At 45.0% G+C, this 14810-nt stretch carries 18 protein-coding genes; all 18 read left to right on the top strand.

Going from position 1 to position 14810, the window contains the following annotated elements; genetic code table 11:
* Positions 1-46: 46 nt before the first annotated feature.
* The 18 genes from spoIIIAA (at position 47) to MOB98_RS14655 (ending at position 14791) form a co-directional block, all read left to right on the top strand.
* Positions 47-970 (top strand): stage III sporulation protein AA, encoded by a 924-nt coding sequence (gene spoIIIAA, locus MOB98_RS14740; protein ID WP_268367152.1) that lies wholly within the window; start codon positions 47-49, stop codon positions 968-970.
* A complete protein-coding gene (gene spoIIIAB / locus MOB98_RS14735) occupies positions 964-1479 on the top strand; it encodes a stage III sporulation protein SpoIIIAB (protein WP_268367151.1) in 516 nt (171 codons plus the stop codon). Before spoIIIAA ends, spoIIIAB begins: the two co-directional genes overlap by 7 nt.
* A gap of 22 nt (positions 1480-1501) precedes the next feature.
* Entirely contained in the window at positions 1502-1708 is a 207-nt protein-coding gene (gene spoIIIAC, locus MOB98_RS14730; protein ID WP_003153142.1) for a stage III sporulation protein AC, read from the top strand.
* Between the two features lie 6 nt (positions 1709-1714).
* A complete protein-coding gene (spoIIIAD, locus tag MOB98_RS14725) occupies positions 1715-2116 on the top strand; it encodes a stage III sporulation protein AD (RefSeq protein ID WP_003230228.1) in 402 nt (133 codons plus the stop codon).
* Positions 2117-2134: 18 nt separating this feature from the next.
* Positions 2135-3334 (top strand): stage III sporulation protein AE, encoded by a 1200-nt coding sequence (spoIIIAE, locus tag MOB98_RS14720; RefSeq protein WP_268367150.1) that lies wholly within the window; start codon positions 2135-2137, stop codon positions 3332-3334.
* A gap of 13 nt (positions 3335-3347) precedes the next feature.
* Positions 3348-3968 carry a stage III sporulation protein AF gene (gene spoIIIAF, locus MOB98_RS14715; protein WP_268367149.1) on the top strand — a complete coding sequence of 207 codons (621 nt, stop codon included), beginning with the start codon at positions 3348-3350 and terminating at the stop codon, positions 3966-3968.
* On the top strand, positions 3961-4650 hold the full coding sequence (spoIIIAG, locus tag MOB98_RS14710) for a stage III sporulation protein AG (RefSeq protein WP_268360558.1): 690 nt from the start codon (positions 3961-3963) through the stop codon (positions 4648-4650). The genes spoIIIAF and spoIIIAG overlap by 8 nt, the downstream gene beginning before the upstream one ends.
* Positions 4651-5301, top strand: a complete 651-nt coding sequence (gene spoIIIAH / locus MOB98_RS14705; RefSeq protein WP_268360560.1) for a stage III sporulation ratchet engulfment protein SpoIIIAH — start codon at positions 4651-4653, stop codon at positions 5299-5301.
* A 155-nt stretch (positions 5302-5456) separates the two neighbouring features.
* A complete protein-coding gene (gene accB, locus MOB98_RS14700) occupies positions 5457-5939 on the top strand; it encodes an acetyl-CoA carboxylase biotin carboxyl carrier protein (RefSeq protein ID WP_268360562.1) in 483 nt (160 codons plus the stop codon).
* A gap of 11 nt (positions 5940-5950) precedes the next feature.
* Entirely contained in the window at positions 5951-7303 is a 1353-nt protein-coding gene (gene accC, locus MOB98_RS14695; RefSeq protein ID WP_268360564.1) for an acetyl-CoA carboxylase biotin carboxylase subunit, read from the top strand.
* Positions 7304-7323: 20 nt separating this feature from the next.
* Positions 7324-7731, top strand: coding sequence for a fatty acid biosynthesis protein YqhY (yqhY, locus tag MOB98_RS14690; protein ID WP_003236896.1), 408 nt, complete (start codon positions 7324-7326; stop codon positions 7729-7731).
* Between the two features lie 263 nt (positions 7732-7994).
* The gene (nusB, locus tag MOB98_RS14685; RefSeq protein ID WP_003226401.1) at positions 7995-8390 is read left to right on the top strand and encodes a transcription antitermination factor NusB; all 396 of its coding nucleotides are present in this window, start codon (positions 7995-7997) and stop codon (positions 8388-8390) included.
* Between the two features lie 11 nt (positions 8391-8401).
* Positions 8402-9253, top strand: coding sequence for a bifunctional methylenetetrahydrofolate dehydrogenase/methenyltetrahydrofolate cyclohydrolase FolD (gene folD / locus MOB98_RS14680; protein ID WP_222143138.1), 852 nt, complete (start codon positions 8402-8404; stop codon positions 9251-9253).
* 136 nt (positions 9254-9389) lie between these two features.
* Positions 9390-10736: an exodeoxyribonuclease VII large subunit gene (gene xseA / locus MOB98_RS14675; protein WP_268360566.1), complete on the top strand. Its 1347-nt coding sequence runs from the start codon at positions 9390-9392 to the stop codon at positions 10734-10736.
* The gene (locus MOB98_RS14670; protein WP_003226409.1) at positions 10733-10987 is read left to right on the top strand and encodes an exodeoxyribonuclease VII small subunit; all 255 of its coding nucleotides are present in this window, start codon (positions 10733-10735) and stop codon (positions 10985-10987) included. Before xseA ends, MOB98_RS14670 begins: the two co-directional genes overlap by 4 nt.
* Positions 10977-11867, top strand: a complete 891-nt coding sequence (locus MOB98_RS14665; RefSeq protein WP_268360568.1) for a polyprenyl synthetase family protein — start codon at positions 10977-10979, stop codon at positions 11865-11867. Before MOB98_RS14670 ends, MOB98_RS14665 begins: the two co-directional genes overlap by 11 nt.
* A gap of 180 nt (positions 11868-12047) precedes the next feature.
* Positions 12048-13949 carry a 1-deoxy-D-xylulose-5-phosphate synthase gene (gene dxs, locus MOB98_RS14660; RefSeq protein ID WP_268360570.1) on the top strand — a complete coding sequence of 634 codons (1902 nt, stop codon included), beginning with the start codon at positions 12048-12050 and terminating at the stop codon, positions 13947-13949.
* Positions 13946-14791 (top strand): TlyA family RNA methyltransferase, encoded by an 846-nt coding sequence (locus MOB98_RS14655; RefSeq protein WP_268360572.1) that lies wholly within the window; start codon positions 13946-13948, stop codon positions 14789-14791. The genes dxs and MOB98_RS14655 overlap by 4 nt, the downstream gene beginning before the upstream one ends.
* Positions 14792-14810: the final 19 nt, after the last annotated feature.

Here is a 14810-nt window from a genome sequence, read left to right as displayed (position 1 = left end):
ATCATACATTTTAAAGAAGCCAATCGGTAGAAAGGAGGAGGCTCTGTTGAATGAAATTGCTGAGGTTCTCCCAGAATCCATGAAAAATGCCCTTTCTGAAATACCGGAACATCAATGGCTGGAAATCGAAGAAGTCCGAATTCGGGTCAACCGCCCTGTTGAATTGATTCGAAAAGGACAACCTGTTTTTTTGTCCTATGCGGGCACTGCTGAGGATGCCCATCTGATCCTCAGCCGGCTCAGCAACTATAGTATGTATACGCTCGAAGAAGAATTGAAGAAAGGGTATGTCACGATCAGAGGCGGCCACAGGGTCGGGCTGGCAGGCAGAGTCATTACGGAAAACGGAGGTGTGAAAGGCCTCCGTGACATCACATCTTTTAATATACGAATTGCCCGGCAAAAGCTGGGGATTGCGGAGCCGCTGCTTCCATACTTATATCAAAACAGCTGGCTGAATACGCTGGTTATCGGTCCGCCGCAAACCGGCAAAACAACACTTCTCCGGGATCTTGCCAGACTCTCGAGCACCGGCAAAAATCGCATATTGCCCGTAAAGACAGGAATCGTCGATGAACGGTCAGAAATTGCCGGATGCCTGCGCGGCATTCCCCAGCATCAATTTGGGCAGAGGATTGACGTATTAGACGCTTGTCCGAAGGCTGAGGGGCTGATGATGATGATTCGATCCATGAGCCCTGAGGTGATCATTGTTGATGAAATCGGACGCGTGGAAGATACAGATGCACTTCTTGAGGCCTTGCATGCCGGTGTTTCGGTAATCGTCTCGGCGCATGGCTGGAGCATATCCGATCTGATGAAGCGGCCTTCATTGAAGCGATTATGGGAAGAAAAGGCCTTTGACCGCTATTTGGAATTATCGAGAGCGAAGGGGCCGGGCACTGTAAGCCGCATTTATGACAAAGACGGAAATGTGCTGTCTGGAACGATGGGCGTGAAGTCATGCTGAAGCTGCTGGGCGCTGTATTCATTGTGGTAGCGACAACATGGACAGGTTTTGAAATGGCGAAGATTTATACGGAACGGCCGCGGCAAATTCGCCAGCTGCGCGCAGCACTCCAATCTCTCGAGGCTGAAATCATGTACGGCCATACACCGCTTCATACCGCTTCCCAGCAGATAGCCAAACAGCTGGCACAGCCTGTTTCGGCGCTTTTTATCACGTTCAGTGATCAGCTTGACAAGGGCAGTGATTCCGCAAAAACGGCGTGGGAGCAAAGCTTAAAGAAAGTGTGGAACACCATGTCTCTGAAAAAAAGCGAATATGACGTGCTGAAGCAATTTGGCGAGACGCTCGGGATTCATGACCGAATCTCACAGCAAAAGCATATCAAGCTGGCGCTGACACACTTGGAAGCCTCTGAAGCGGATGCGGAGCAGGCACAAGCCAAAAATGAAAAGATGATAAAAAGTTTGGGCTTTTTAGCGGGTTTGTTACTCATTCTTCTATTGATGTAAACGTGAGGGGAGCAAAAATAAAATGGGAGTAGACGTGAATGTCATTTTTCAAATCGCCGGAGTCGGAATCGTGGTCGCATTTTTACACACGATTTTGGATCAGATGGGCAAAAAAGAGTATGCCCAATGGGTGACGCTGCTAGGTTTTATCTATATTTTATTTATGGTCGCCACGATCGTAGATGACCTTTTTAAAAAGATAAAAGCTGTGTTTTTATTCCAAGGATAGGGGGGCTTGCAGATTGACATTGTTCAAATTGTAGGTTTAGGGCTGATTGCCACCTTCCTTTCTTTAATTGTAAAAGAACAAAAGCCGACTTTTGCGTTTTTAATCGTCGTGTTTGCCGGCTGTGCCATTTTTCTTTATTTAGTAGACCAAATCTACGACATTATTCGAATGATAGAAAAAATCGCAATTAATGCAAACGTCAACATGGTTTATGTTGAAACCATTTTAAAGATTATCGGAATCGCCTATATTGCTGAATTCGGGGCGCAGCTCACAAAAGATGCCGGCCAAGGAGCCATCGCCTCGAAAATAGAATTGGCAGGGAAAATTTTAATTCTCGTTATGGCTGTGCCTATTTTAACAGTCATTATCGAAACGATTCTCGGACTTATACCTTCTATGTCATAACCGAAAGGAGGCGGTAGATTGAAGCGTTTTCAATGGGCTTTGCTTCTGGCCGTGCTGATCATAACAGGCCGGGCAGAAATTGTACAAGCAGCAGGGGACGCCGAACAAACGGATCACCATGCTGAAACGGCTGAGCAATTAGCGGAAAGGACAGCGTCCTCGCTTGAAACAGACAAGATCGGTGAATTTTGGAATGACATTATGTCAGAGTACGGCGGACTGCTGCCGGAAAGCCAAAAAGGCAGCTTAATGGAGTTTATCAATGGCGATAAATCCTTTTCGCCGCAAGAATGGCTGAAGGCGCTCTTTTCTTATTTGTTTCATGAAGTGCTTGCTAATGGAAAGCTGCTGGGCACATTGATTTTACTCACGATTTTCTGTGTTATCCTGCAGCTTTTGCAAAATGCGTTTCAGCAAAGCACCGTCAGCAAGGTCGCCTACTCAATTGTGTACATGGTGCTGATTATCCTCGCGCTGAACAGTTTTCATGTGGCAATCAATTATGCGACAGAGGCCATTCAGACGATGACCAGCTTTATACTGGCGCTCATTCCGCTCCTCTTGGCGCTTTTGGCTTCCTCAGGCGGAGCTGTATCTGCAGCCTTCTTTCATCCTGTTATTCTCTTTCTGATGAACACGAGCGGTCTTTTAATTCAGAATATCGTCATGCCGCTGATTTTCTTATCAGCAATTCTGAGCATTGTCAGCACGATGACCGAACAATACAAAGTAACGCAGCTGGCCAACCTGCTCAGAAATATCGCCATCGGGGCACTGGCCGTCTTTCTTACCATCTTTCTCGGCGTTATTTCTGTTCAGGGAGCCTCAGCTGCAGTGACAGACGGCATTACGCTCAGGACGGCTAAATTTATAACCGGTAACTTTATTCCTGTGCTTGGCCGAATGTTTACTGATGCGACAGACACAGTGATCAGCGCTTCCTTATTGCTGAAAAATACCGTAGGGATTCTCGGTGTTGCTATTTTAATCTGTATTGCGGCATTTCCGGCAATCAAGGTGCTTTCCCTCGCTTTTATTTACAAGCTGGCAGCCGCTATTCTTCAGCCGCTTGGAGGCGGCCCTGTCATTACCTGCCTCGACGTCATCAGCAAAAGCGTCATTTATATATTTGCAGCTCTCGCCATTGTGTCTCTCATGTTTTTTTTAAGCCTTACTGTCATTATCACAGCCGGAAACCTCACGATGATGATGAAATAAAGGAGGCTGACGGATGAGTTTTCTAACTGAATGGCTTACCACCATCGTGTTGTTTATCCTATTTGCAATTGTCATTGATATGCTGCTGCCAAGCTCCAGCATGCAAAAGTACGCAAAAATGGTAGTCAGCCTGCTCTTAATTGTCGTCATGCTCACGCCGATTTTTAAGCTTTTTAACACAGACCCTGCAGTCATCTTTGAATACCTCACAAAAAACGGGCAGTCAGAGTCTGCCGACATAAAAAATCAAATCAATTCAAAAAAAATAGAAATACAAGCTTCCCAGCGCGCATATATTTTAGAAGAAATGGCTGTCCAACTAAAAAAGAAAGCGGAGGAGAGATTCAGTCATGATGAATACAAAGTAGGGCGCATCAAACTCACGGCAGGAGAAAAGGTAGATTCAGAAGAGGATATTAAAACAATCAGCGTGTATATGGCCCCGTCTTCTGAAAAAACGGTCCAAACGGTCGCGCCGGTCCACATTGATACAGATCATGCATACGTAACGAAAGAAGCAGCCGAACAAAAAGAAGCCAAACAGATCCAAACGCAGCTTGCGGACATTTGGGAAATCGGAAGTGAGAAAATTACGGTTCATATGGAAGGCGGGGAGAGTGTCGGCAATGAATAAAAACGGATTATGGAATGTATTGAAAAAGCAGTTTCTTCCGGGGCAAACGAAGGACGGTGAAAAGCCGAAGCTGACCAAATATCATTACTTTCTGTTCGTTTTTGTTCTCGGAGTTTCCTTTATGCTTGTCAGCCAGCTGTTTTCTTCTCCTGAGAAAACAGAAAACGCCAAACCGATAACGGCGGTATCCTCACAAGATACCAAAGACAGCAAAGAGAAAACAGCTGAAGTGTTTAAAGCCTCAAAATCTGATGAACCTAAGAACTCGATCGATGATTATGAAAAAGAATACGAGAACCAGTTGAAAGAAATTCTTGAAACAATCATAGGTGTGGACGATGTCTCTGTTGTCGTAAATGTTGATGCGACGTCGCTGAAAGTATACGAAAAAAACAAATCAAACAAAAATACAACCACTGAAGAAACAGATAAAGAAGGCGGAACTAGAAGCGTTACAGATCAGACATCCGAAGAAGAAATCGTCATGATCAAAAACGGCGATAAAGAAACACCGGTCGTCGTCCAAACGAAAAAGCCTGATATACGCGGTGTACTCGTTGTTGCTCAAGGAGTGGACAACGTTCAAATAAAACAAACCATTATTGAAGCGGTGACACGGGTCCTGGATGTTCCAAGCCACCGGGTTGCGGTTGCCCCTAAAAAAATAAAGGAGGATTCATAAATGCTCAAAAAACAAACTGTTTGGCTATTAACAATGCTCAGTCTTGTCGTGGTGTTAAGCGTCTACTATATCATGTCTCCGGAAAGCAAAAATGCCGTGCAAATGCAAAGTGAAAAAAGCGCGTCTGACAGCGGAGAGGTAGCAACTGAAAAAGCGCCTGCCAAGGAAGACACGAAGGAAAAAAACGGTACAGAAACTGAAAAAGAAGATGGAACAAAGGGCACGAAAGATTCATCAGCAGACAAGGAAACATCCGCTGAAGCCAGTGAAAAAGGGACTGTTGTCACAGAAACAGCCGATGATGATCTGTTCACGACGTACCGTCTTGATTTAGAAGATGCCAGAAGCAAAGAAAGAGAAGAGCTGAATGCCATTGTGTCAAGCGATGATGCAACAGCAAAAGAGAAAAGCGAAGCATACGATAAAATGACGGCTCTCAGTGAAGTGGAAGGGACAGAAAAACAGCTGGAAACGCTTATTAAAACACAAGGTTACGAAGATGCGCTCGTTAATGCTGAAGGAGATAAAATCAATATTACAGTCAAATCAGACAAACACTCCAAATCGAAGGCCACAGCGATCATAGACCTTGTGGCAAAAGAAATCAAAACAATGAAAGACGTCGCTGTCACATTTGAACCATCCAAATAAAGAAAGAGGAAAACACGCCCGCTTAAACAGCGGGCTTTTTGCGTTGCAATCATATTAGAGTTGAATTCAAAAGTCCGCTCCTGTAAGATAAACATAGTATGTACTTTTAGTAGTAACCTATAAAAAAGAAATTTCATACATAGGAGTGCGATTGAATGTTAAATATGAAAGAAATCCACGAGCTGATTAAAGCAATTGACGAGTCTACAATTGACGAATTCGTATATGAAAATGAAGGTGTATCCTTAAAACTGAAAAAACATGAAGCAGGCACTGTTCAAGTCATGCAGCAGGCGCCGGCAGCATCTGTACAGGCTCAGGCTCCGCAGGCAGTTCAGCCGCAAGCGCAGCAAGCAGCTCCCGCACCTGCCCAAGAAGCACCGAAGCAAGATGAAAATCTGCATAAAATTACTTCACCAATGGTAGGAACGTTTTATGCATCTTCATCACCGGAAGCTGGCCCTTATGTAACGGCTGGTTCAAAAGTAAATGAAAATACAGTTGTCTGCATTGTAGAAGCGATGAAGCTATTCAACGAGATCGAAGCAGAAGTAAAAGGCGAAATCGTTGAAGTATTAGTAGAAAACGGCCAGCTGGTCGAATACGGACAACCTCTATTTCTTGTGAAAGCAGAGTAAGGAGACTTAACATGATTAAAAAGCTATTGATCGCCAACAGAGGAGAAATTGCTGTCAGAATCATCAGAGCCTGTAAGGAGCTCGGAATTGAGACTGTCGCTGTTTATTCAGAAGCCGATAAAGATGCCCTTCATGTTCAAATGGCCGATGAAGCTTTTTGTATCGGACCGAAAGCATCAAAAGACAGCTACTTAAATGTTACAAATATTGTGAGTGTTGCGAAGCTGACAGGCACGGACGCTATTCATCCGGGATATGGGTTCTTAGCTGAAAATGCTGATTTCGCGGAATTATGTGAAGAAGTCAACGTCACTTTTGTCGGCCCGAGTGCTGACGCCATTTCAAAAATGGGAACAAAAGACGTTGCGCGGGAAACGATGAAACAGGCAGGCGTCCCGATCGTACCGGGATCACAAGGAATTATAGAAAATGTGGAAGAAGCGGTTTCGCTTGCTAATGAAATTGGGTATCCTGTAATTATAAAAGCCACCGCAGGCGGAGGCGGAAAAGGGATCAGGGTTGCCCGCACCGAAGAGGAACTGATCAAAGGCATTAAGATTACACAGCAGGAAGCTGCAACAGCATTTGGAAATCCAGGTGTTTACATCGAAAAATACATAGAAGATTTTCGTCATGTTGAGATCCAAGTGCTTGCCGATAACTACGGAAATACGATCCATTTGGGTGAACGCGACTGCTCGATTCAAAGACGCCTGCAAAAGCTTTTGGAAGAAACGCCGTCTCCGGCGCTTGATTCAGAAATCAGGGAGCAGATGGGAGATGCAGCGGTTAAGGCTGCAAAAGCAGTCGGCTATACAGGCGCGGGAACTGTTGAATTTATTTACGACTACAAAGAACAGCGCTACTATTTCATGGAAATGAACACGAGAATCCAGGTAGAACATCCAGTAACAGAAATGGTAACAGGAACTGACCTGATTAAGGAACAGATCAAAGTTGCATCAGGAATGGAACTCAGCCTCAAACAAGAGGATGTCGAATTCCAAGGCTGGGCTATCGAATGCCGAATCAACGCAGAAAATCCAAGTAAAAATTTTATGCCGTCACCTGGTGAAATTAAAATGTACCTGCCTCCCGGCGGCCTTGGTGTCCGTGTCGATTCTGCTGCGTACCCGGGCTATGCCATCCCTCCGTACTATGACAGTATGATTGCAAAAGTAATCACATACGGAAAAACGAGAGATGAAGCCATTGCCCGCATGAAGCGCGCATTGAGCGAATTCGTGATCGAAGGCATTGAGACAACAATCCCGTTCCACTTAAAACTGCTTGAACACGAAACATTTGTAAGCGGAGAGTTTAATACAAAATTTTTAGAAACATATGATGTAATGGGCTCATAATTTTTACGGAGGTGAATTGAATGAAAGACAACAGCTTGCTTAAAATGGATCAAGAAGATACGCATTTAGGTAAGGTTGAGATTGCACCGGAAGTCATTGAGGTCATTGCCGGCATAGCAGCTTCAGAAGTTGACGGGGTTGCCGAAATGCGCGGAAACTTTGCGACAGGTGTCGTTGAGCGCTTCGGTAAAGTGAATCATGGCAAAGGTGTCAAAGTAGATCTGGCGGATGACGGAATTACAATCGATGTATACTGTGTCGTTACATTCGGTGTTTCAATTCCGAAAGTTGCAGCGTCTGTTCAGGAAAACATTCGTCAAACCTTATTAAATATGACGTCTCTTTCGATTAATGAGATCAATATTCACATCGTCGGCATTCAATTTGACACAAAAGCCCAGGAAGTCCAAATCGACGAAGAAATGTAAATGGCTTAACAAAAAACCAAGGGGAGGGCGGCCCTTTGGTTTTTTTACACGTTACCCTTTATTTCAAAGCATGAAGAAAACCGGCTCAAGGCAGCCGAGTTTCTTCATGAACGTGAAATCCGAATAATCATATTAAGGTGTGTGAAAATATTCGGCAATAGGGTAAAAAACCTTGATTTCAATATGCGGATACGAAAAAAATATGTTATGATCTCTTTGTGGCTTAACGACAAGCGGATAAAGAGGATCAAAGGAGAAAGAAAATGAAAAGAAGAACAGCAAGAGAAAAAGCTTTGCAGGCACTATTTCAAATTGATGTCAGCGATATTGCAGTGAATGAAGCCATAGAACATGCATTGGATGAAGAAAAAACAGATCCTTTCTTTGAACAGCTTGTGCACGGGGTATTGGAACACCAAGTTCAGCTGGATGAAATGATCTCCAAGCATCTGGTGAATTGGAAGCTCGATCGGATTGCCAATGTTGACCGCGCGATTTTGCGTCTGGCAGCATACGAAATGGCATATGCCGAAGACATTCCGGTGAATGTCTCTATGAACGAAGCGATTGAGCTGGCAAAACGGTTTGGTGATGACAAAGCGACAAAGTTTGTAAACGGGGTTCTTTCTAACATTAAATCAGATATTGAACAATCATAGGAGGAAAGAAAATGACTGCAACAATCATCGACGGAAAAGAAACGGCTAGAGAAAAACGCGAACAATTGGCAAAAGAGGTAGAAGAGCTTAAAAAGCAAGGCGTCACTCCTGGACTGGCGGTTATTTTGATTGGAGATGATCCTGCTTCTCACTCTTACGTGCGAGGAAAGAAAAAAGCGGCTGAAACAATGGGAATGAATTTCAAGCTCGATCAATTTGACAGCAGCCTTACCGAAGCTGAACTGCTTTCCATTATCGATCAATACAATCAAGATCCTGAGTTTCACGGCATTCTCGTTCAGCTTCCGCTTCCAGACCATATTTCTGAAAAAGCGGTAATCGAACGTATCTCTCCTGATAAAGATGTAGACGGTTTTCACCCGTTAAACGTAGGGAAAATGCTTCTTGGCGAAGATACGTTTCTTCCTTGTACGCCTCACGGAATTGTTGAGCTTTTGAAGAAAACGAATATTGACCTTTCCGGTAAAGAAGTTGTTGTAGTCGGCCGAAGCAATATTGTCGGCAAACCTGTCGGCCAGCTTTTATTAAATGAAAACGCGACGGTTACCTACTGTCATTCAAGAACAGAAAACATTACAGAACATACGAAAAAAGCGGACATCCTGGTGGTGGCAGTCGGCAGAGCCAATTTCATCAATGCAGACCAGATCAAAGAGGGTGCTGTTGTCATTGACGTCGGCGTTAACCGTCTGGAAAGCGGAAAGCTTTGCGGTGATGTTGAATTTGAAGGGGCAAAGGAAAAGGCATCCTTCATCACGCCGGTTCCGGGCGGAGTAGGTCCAATGACCATCACGATGCTTGCGCATAATACTGTTAAATCTGCGAAACGTACGTTATCATAGATAATTGGAGATATTCACAGGCGGGACGTTGGCCTGCTGTGAATATGAGCACGATACCCGCTTCTTCAGGCTCCTAAAGCCAGGGCGGGTTTTCTTTAGTTATGGTGCAGGAATGCTTATGAGAGGAGTTTGAGACATGGGTGAAACAGCGTATGTTACCGTCTCAGCGCTAACAAAGTATATAAAACGAAAATTCGATGTAGATCCTCACCTTGAAAATATTTGGATTAAAGGCGAATTATCGAATGTAAAAATACACACAAGAGGCCACATTTATTTCACATTGAAGGACGAAAACGCCAGAATGCAGTCGGTGATGTTCGCGAGACAGAGCGAGCGTCTGCCTTTTAAACCTGAAAACGGGATGAAGGTGCTCGTCAGAGGCGGAATTTCCGTATACGAACCGAGCGGAAACTACCAATTATATGCCAAAGAAATGCAGCCTGACGGGGTCGGAGCGCTTTATTTAGCGTACGAAGAGCTAAAAAAGAAGCTTGCCGGAGAAGGTTTATTTGACGATCGCTACAAAAAACAAATCCCCGCATTTCCAGCCACAATCGGGGTTGTGACATCTCCAACGGGTGCTGCTGTCAGAGACGTCATTACAACTCTAAAAAGAAGATATCCCCTTGTAAAAGTCATTGTTCTTCCAGCGCTCGTACAGGGCGAAAATGCGAGCAGATCCATCGTTACGCGCATTGAAGAGGCAAATGAAAAAGAGATTTGCGACGTATTAATTGTCGGAAGAGGCGGCGGCTCGATTGAAGAACTATGGGCATTTAATGAAGAAATTGTAGCACGCGCCATCTTTGCTTCTCACATACCGATTATATCGGCAGTCGGGCACGAAACGGACTTTACGATCAGTGATTTTGTCGCTGATGTCAGAGCCGCGACGCCGACAGGAGCAGCTGAGATTGCCGTACCGCATACCACTGATTTAATTGAACGGACAAAAACAGCGGAAGTCAGAATGACAAGAGCGATGCAGCAGCATCTAAGCCAGAAAAAAGAACGGATTCAAACACTGCAATCCTCGTATGCCTTTCGTTTTCCAAAGCGTTTGTATGCTCAAAAAGAGCAGCAGTTTGACCTTGCCTATCAGCAGTTTCAAGCGCAGCTTACCGCTCTTTTAGATCGAAAAAGCAGGCAGCTTGAGCGTGAAACATACAGATTAGAGGCGCTGCATCCTCATGAACAGCTGAAGCAAGCAAGAAAACGATACGAGGAACAAACAAATCAGCTGACAAAAAATATGAATATCCAAATGAAGCATCTGCATTCCCAATTTCAAACTGTTCTTGGCAAGCTGAATGCGTTAAGTCCTCTTCAAGTGATGGAAAGAGGATACAGCTTGGCATATAAAGAGGACGAACTCATTAAAAGTGTCAGTCAGATAGAAGAGAAGGACCAGGTTGAGGTCAAGCTGAAGGATGGCGTGCTGACCTGTGAAGTATTAGAAAAGAGAGGGGAAGAAAAATGACAGACGTGAAAAAAAATGAAAACATGACATTTGAAGAAGCGATGAAAGGGCTAGAGAGCATTGTATCAAAGCTTGAAGAGGGCGATGTGCCTTTAGAGCAAGCGATTAACTATTTCCAAGAAGGCATGGCTCTTTCAAAAATGTGTCACGAAAAGCTGCAAAAAGTTGAAAAACAAATGGACTTCATTTTAAAAGAAGACGGCGAACTGGCACCTTTCAGTGTTCAGGAGGAAGACGAAGGTGACAAATAAATTAACGAGCTTTCTGGCGGAGCGGAAAAAAACGATTGAAAAACAGCTTTCTGTCTATACAGAAATGCTAGATATGCCTGACTCATTAAAGAAATCTATGCTGTATTCCCTTGAGGCTGGCGGAAAGCGACTGCGGCCCCTCATTGTACTGGCAGTTTTAAACGCATATGGGAAAAATGAAAAGGACGGCATTCCAGTCGGCTGTGCTGTCGAAATGATTCACACGTATTCGTTAATTCATGATGACCTTCCTTGTATGGATGATGACGATTTGCGCCGCGGGAAGCCGACAAACCATAAAGTATTCGGTGAAGCAACAGCGGTATTAGCAGGTGACGGGCTACTTACGGAAAGCTTTAAGCTGATTACATCCCACGTATCGGACGAGGTGTCAGCAGAAAAGCGCCTTCGTCTTGTGAATGAACTGATTTCAGCGGCAGGCACTGAAGGCATGGTCGGGGGACAAGTAGCTGACATGGAAGCGGAAAACCGCCAAGTCACGCTGGAGGAGCTCGAATCCATTCATGAACGGAAAACTGCAAAGCTTCTCGGCTTTTGCGTAATCGCCGGTGCCATTTTGGCGGATGCGCCTGAGGAAGATATTGAAACGCTGCGTTCCTTCAGCAGCCACATTGGAATCGGCTTTCAAATCAGAGACGATATTTTAGATTTAGAAGGCAGTGAAGAGAAAATCGGCAAACGGGTCGGCTCAGATACAACAAACGACAAATCGACTTACCCGTCACTTCTTTCACTGGATGGGGCTAAACATAAATTGGATGTTCATATCAATGAAGCGAAGCGTTTAATCAGCGGACTGTCTCTTCAAAAAGACCTTTTATATGAACTTTGTGATTTAATTGCGGCAAGAGATCACTAAAACGATCCTAATTTGAAGCGGCTGCACGAGATATGGTAAAATGTAAGCAGTTTATATGAAAAATGAAAAGGAAAAGCGCGTTTGTCTTTTTTTATGCCTGAGAACCGGCCATTGTCCAGCTCGGCATTCGGAAGACATGTATCATTGCAGAAATTCATGCTGAAAGTGAGTTGATCCGCTTTGGATCTTTTATCAATACAGGACCCGTCGTTTTTAAAAAACATGTCCATTGATGAATTAGAGAAATTAAGTGATGAAATCCGTCAATTTTTAATTACAACCTTATCCGCTTCTGGCGGCCACATCGGCCCAAACTTAGGTGTCGTAGAGCTTACTGTTGCGCTGCATAAGGAATTTAACAGCCCGAAGGACAAGTTTTTGTGGGATGTAGGCCACCAGTCGTATGTCCACAAGCTGTTGACAGGGCGCGGAAAAGAATTTGCGACGCTTCGCCAGTATAAAGGGCTTTGCGGATTCCCAAAGCGGAGTGAAAGCGAACATGATGTGTGGGAAACCGGGCACAGCTCAACTTCTCTGTCAGGCGCGATGGGGATGGCAGCTGCGCGTGATATTAAAGGAACGGATGAATTTATTATTCCGATCATTGGTGACGGAGCGTTGACCGGCGGAATGGCGCTTGAAGCGCTGAACCACATTGGCGACGAGAAAAAAGACATGATTGTCATCCTCAATGATAATGAGATGAGTATTGCACCAAATGTCGGCGCCATTCATTCTATGCTCGGACGGCTGCGCACTGCCGGGAAATACCAGTGGGTAAAAGATGAGCTCGAATACTTGTTTAAAAAGATTCCGGCAGTCGGTGGCAAACTTGCTGCCACAGCGGAACGAGTCAAAGACAGCCTGAAATACATGCTTGTTTCGGGAATGTTTTTTGAAGAGCTTGGTTTTACGTATTTAGGCCCGGTGGACGGACATTCTTATCATGAGCTGATTGAGAATCTTCAATACGCCAAAAAAACGAAAGGCCCGGTTCTCCTGCATGTCATCACGAAAAAAGGGAAGGGATACAAACCGGCTGAGACCGATACGGTCGGAACATGGCACGGTACCGGACCATATAAAATTAATACCGGTGACTTTGTAAAACCAAAAGCAGCAGCTCCTTCATGGAGCGGCCTAGTCAGCGGAACTGTGCAGCGCATGGCGCGCGAGGACGGACGCATTGTAGCCATTACACCGGCTATGCCTGTTGGATCCAAGCTTGAAGGCTTTGCGAAGGAATTCCCTGACCGCATGTTCGATGTAGGAATCGCAGAACAGCATGCCGCAACAATGGCGGCAGCTATGGCAATGCAGGGGATGAAGCCGTTTTTGGCGATTTATTCAACCTTCCTGCAAAGGGCATATGACCAAGTTGTTCATGACATTTGCCGCCAAAACGCCAATGTATTTATTGGCATTGACCGTGCAGGGCTTGTCGGCGCTGACGGAGAGACACATCAAGGCGTGTTTGATATTGCGTTTATGCGCCATATCCCAAATATCGTCTTAATGATGCCGAAAGATGAAAATGAAGGACAGCATATGGTTCATACAGCACTCAGCTATGACGAAGGCCCGATTGCGATGCGTTTTCCGCGCGGAAACGGACTCGGTGTAAAAATGGATGAACAGTTGAAAACGATTCCGATCGGCACGTGGGAGGTGCTGCGTCCGGGAAATGACGCTGTCATCTTAACATTTGGAACAACTATCGAAATGGCGCTTGAAGCAGCTGAAGAGCTGCAAAAAGAAGGCCTTTCCGTGCGTGTTGTGAATGCGCGCTATATCAAGCCGATCGATGAAAAGATGATGAAGGATATCCTAAAAGAAGGCTTGCCGATTTTAACGATTGAAGAAGCGGTCTTAGAAGGCGGATTCGGAAGTTCGATTTTAGAGTTCGCTCATGATCAAGGTGAATATCTTACACCAATTGACAGAATGGGAATCCCGGATCGGTTTATTGAACACGGAAGCGTAACTGCGCTTCTTGAAGAAATTGGACTAACTAAACAGCAGGTGGCAAACCGTATTCGATTACTGATGCCGCCGAAGACACATAAAGGAATTGGATCATGACCTCAAAGAAAGAACGATTAGATGTATTACTAGTGGAAAGAGGGCTGGCGGAAACGCGGGAAAAAGCCAAGAGAGCCATTATGGCGGGGATTGTCTATTCAAACGAAAACCGAATGGACAAGCCTGGAGAAAAAATTGACCGCGATCTTCCGTTAACCGTCAAAGGAAACCCGCTGAAATATGTGAGCAGGGGCGGCTTAAAGCTTGAAAAAGCGCTGAAAGAGTTTCCCGTCTCTGTTCAGGATAAAATTATGATTGATATTGGCTCCTCCACCGGAGGTTTCACGGACTGCGCTCTGCAAAACGGAGCTAAACAGTCATACGCGGTGGATGTAGGCTACAATCAGCTTGCTTGGAAGCTTAGGCAGGATGAGCGGGTCGTTGTGATGGAACGGACGAACTTTCGTTACGCAACACCGGCGGACTTTACAAAGGGCATGCCGGAGTTTGCCACAATTGATGTGTCCTTTATTTCACTTCGGCTCATCCTGCCTGTCCTCAAAACATTGCTTGTACCTGGCAGTGACTGCATAGCTCTTGTTAAGCCGCAGTTTGAAGCGGGACGGGAATCCGTCGGCAAAAAAGGGATTGTCAGAGATCCTAAAGTGCATGCTGATGTGCTCAAGCGAATGATCAGCTTTTCTGCAGCTGAAGGCTATATCTGCAAAGGCCTGTCATTTTCTCCAATCACGGGAGGGGACGGAAATATTGAATTTCTCCTTCATTTGCATTGGGCTGGAGAGGGGCAGGTAGGGCAGGAGCTGCCGGAAGAAGAGATCAATCGTATTGTGGAAGAGGCGCATAAGACGTTAAAAGAAAAAAAAGCAGATGTACCGGAATAATAGGGCGCTATTATTCCTT

The organism is Bacillus sp. N13C7, assembly GCF_026790065.1.
Taxonomy (GTDB): Bacteria; Bacillota; Bacilli; order Bacillales; family Bacillaceae; genus Bacillus.
Note: the sequence above shows the minus strand (reverse complement) of the source record. Positions and strands in the feature narration are given on the sequence as shown.